Annotated in this window: 2 protein-coding genes; both read left to right on the top strand. The window is 69.6% G+C overall.

The features are described from left to right. Positions 1-1024 (top strand): KR domain-containing protein (locus ACWD3I_RS49080; RefSeq protein ID WP_451084465.1); only part of this gene is annotated, 1024 nt, incomplete at its 5' end. Beyond that, positions 1021-2769, top strand: a 1749-nt coding sequence (locus ACWD3I_RS49085) for a type I polyketide synthase (RefSeq protein ID WP_451084466.1), incomplete at its 3' end; no start/stop codon positions are given. The genes ACWD3I_RS49080 and ACWD3I_RS49085, both read left to right, overlap by 4 nt.

Here is a 2769-nt window from a genome sequence, read left to right on the forward strand (position 1 = left end):
GAGGGCTGTTCTGCGGCCGAAGGTGGACGCGGCCTGGAATCTCCACGAACTCACCCGTGACCTCGACCTGACCGCGTTCGTGCTCTTCTCCTCGGTCGCCGGTGTCCTGGGCAGCCCCGGACAGGGCAACTACGCGGCCGCCAACGCCTACTTGGACGCCCTGGCAGCACATCGGCGCGCGGAGGGTCTGCCGGCGGTATCCCTGGCGTGGGGACAGTGGGCCCAGGAAAGCGGGATGACCTCGGGGTTGTCCGCAGTGGACGAGGGCCGACTGCGGCGGCTCGGCGTCCTCGTCCTGGACAGCGACAGGGCCCTGGAACTGATGGACCGAGCTCTGGGTGCCGACGGGGCCGTGATGGTGCCGGCGGCGTTCGACCGGCAGGCTCTGCGAGACCAGGCGGCCCAGGGCGCGCTACCCGTAGTGCTGCACGGCCTCGCCGGTGGCGACGGGACACGGGTGATGGCCCGCGCCGCCACCGGCAGCAACGGAGACGGCCCTACGACCGTGTCGCTGGGCGAACGACTCGCAGCGCTCGGGGAGGCCGACCGCGACCGTGCCCTGCTGAACCTGGTCCGAACGCATACCGCCACCGTCCTTGGCCATTCCACCCCCGACACGGTGGACGACAAGGTTACTTTCAAGGCCCTCGGCTTCGACTCACTGGCCGCCGTCGAACTGCGCAACCGCCTGAGCCGGGCTGCCGGGTCCAGGCTCCCGGCGACGCTGATCTTCGACCACCCGACCCCCGAGCGGCTGGCGAACTATCTGCGCGCCGAACTCGTCGCGGCGGATCCCGCCGAAGGTGCCCTGACCGAGCAACTCGACCGTTTCGAGAAAGCCTTCGCGCGGATCCCCGACGACCCCGGCGAGCGCGAGCAGGTCACGGTGCGTCTCGAGCGGCTGTTGCGCAGGTGGCGCGAGGCAGGGGATCCGAACGGCGACGGTCGCGCGGCCGACAAGCTTCAGGAGGCTTCGGCCGAAGAGGTCCTGGACTTCGTCGAGAAGGAGCTGGGCGTTTCATGAGCAACGGCGACGACAAACTGGTCGACTATCTCAAGAAGGTCGCCGCGGAACTCCACGACACCCGGCGCCGCCTGCGCGACGCGGAAGAGGGGGCGCGGGAGCCCATCGCCATCGTGGCCATGGCCTGCCGCTATCCCGGTGGAGTGTCCTCCCCGGAGGATCTGTGGGGCGTCGTCGAGAACGGCCGTGACGCCATCACCGGCTTCCCCACCAACCGTGGCTGGGACCTGACCGGCCTGTACGACCCTGACCCCGACCGCTCCGGGACGTCGTATACCCGCGAGGGCGGCTTCCTGCACGACGCCGACCGGTTCGACGCCGGGCTGTTCGGCATTTCGCCGCGTGAGGCGCTTGCCATGGATCCACAGCAGCGCCAGATCCTCGAGACGTCCTGGGAACTGTTCGAACGCGCTGGTATGCCCGCCGAGTCCCTACGAGGAAGCTCCACCGGCGTGTTCGTCGGCGCCGGCTACTTCGGCTACCTGGCCGGCATGCAGCAGGCTCGCGAGGGCACGGACGGGTATTCGCTCACCGGCAACATCGGCAGTGTGCTCTCGGGCCGCGTCGCCTACTCCTTCGGCCTGGAAGGTCCGGCCCTCACAGTCGACACCGCCTGCTCCTCGTCCCTGGTTGCTCTGCACCTTGCGGTGAGGTCGCTGCGCAGTGGCGAGTGTTCGCTGGCCCTCGCAGGCGGAGTCACCGTCATGCCCATCCCCATCGAGTTCGTCGAGTTCAGCCGCCAGCGGGCACTGGCCGCCGACGGGCGCTGCAAACCCTTTGCGGCCGCTGCCGACGGCACGGCATGGGCGGAGGGCGTGGGCGTGGTCCTTCTGGAGAGGCTGTCGGACGCGCTGGCCAAGGGACATCGGGTGCTGGCCGTGGTGCGGGGTTCGGCGGTCAACCAGGACGGCGCCTCTAATGGGCTCACCGCACCCAACGGCCCGTCCCAGGAGGCCGTCGTCCGTGCGGCGCTGGCCGACGCCCGTCTGAGCCCGTCCGAGGTGGACGCGGTCGAGGCTCACGGGACGGGCACGGCCCTGGGCGATCCGATCGAGGCCCAGGCACTGTTGGCCACGTACGGGCAAAACCGCGGGGAGCAAGGCCCGCTGTGGCTGGGGTCTGTGAAGTCCAACATCGGCCACTCGCAGGCGGCGGCGGGTGTGGCGGGTGTGATCAAGATGGTGATGGCGATGCGGCATGAGACGTTGCCGCGTACGTTGCATGTGGATGCGCCGTCGCCGCATGTGGACTGGTCGTCGGGTGCGGTGTCGTTGCTGACCGAGTTGCGGCCGTGGGAGGCGGGGGAGCGTCCGCGGCGGGCGGGTGTGTCGTCGTTCGGGATCAGCGGCACCAACGCCCACGTCATCCTCGAGCAGGCGCCCGACTCGGGAATGCCATCGGAAGACGCGGCGCCTTCCCGGAGCGGACGCCGGACGCTGCCGTTCGTGGTGTCGGGCGCCTCGGCGGAGGCTTTGGAGGCGCAGGCGAAGCGACTCCGGGACTTCCTGACAGAAAGCCCCGATACCCAACCGGCCGGAGTGGCAGTGTCATTGGCCTCCACACGCATGCGGCTGCCGCACCGCGCGGTAGTCGTCGCCGACGAGCGCACTGAGCTGATCAGCGCCCTCGAACACCCCTCGACTCGTGCCGTCACTGGCATCGCTGACTTGCCACAAAGCCCCGTGTTGGTGTTTCCGGGGCAGGGGGCGCAGTGGGTGGGGATGGGGGTTGAGTTGTGGGATGCG

The sequence above is a fragment of the Streptomyces sp. NPDC002817 genome, from assembly GCF_053592055.1.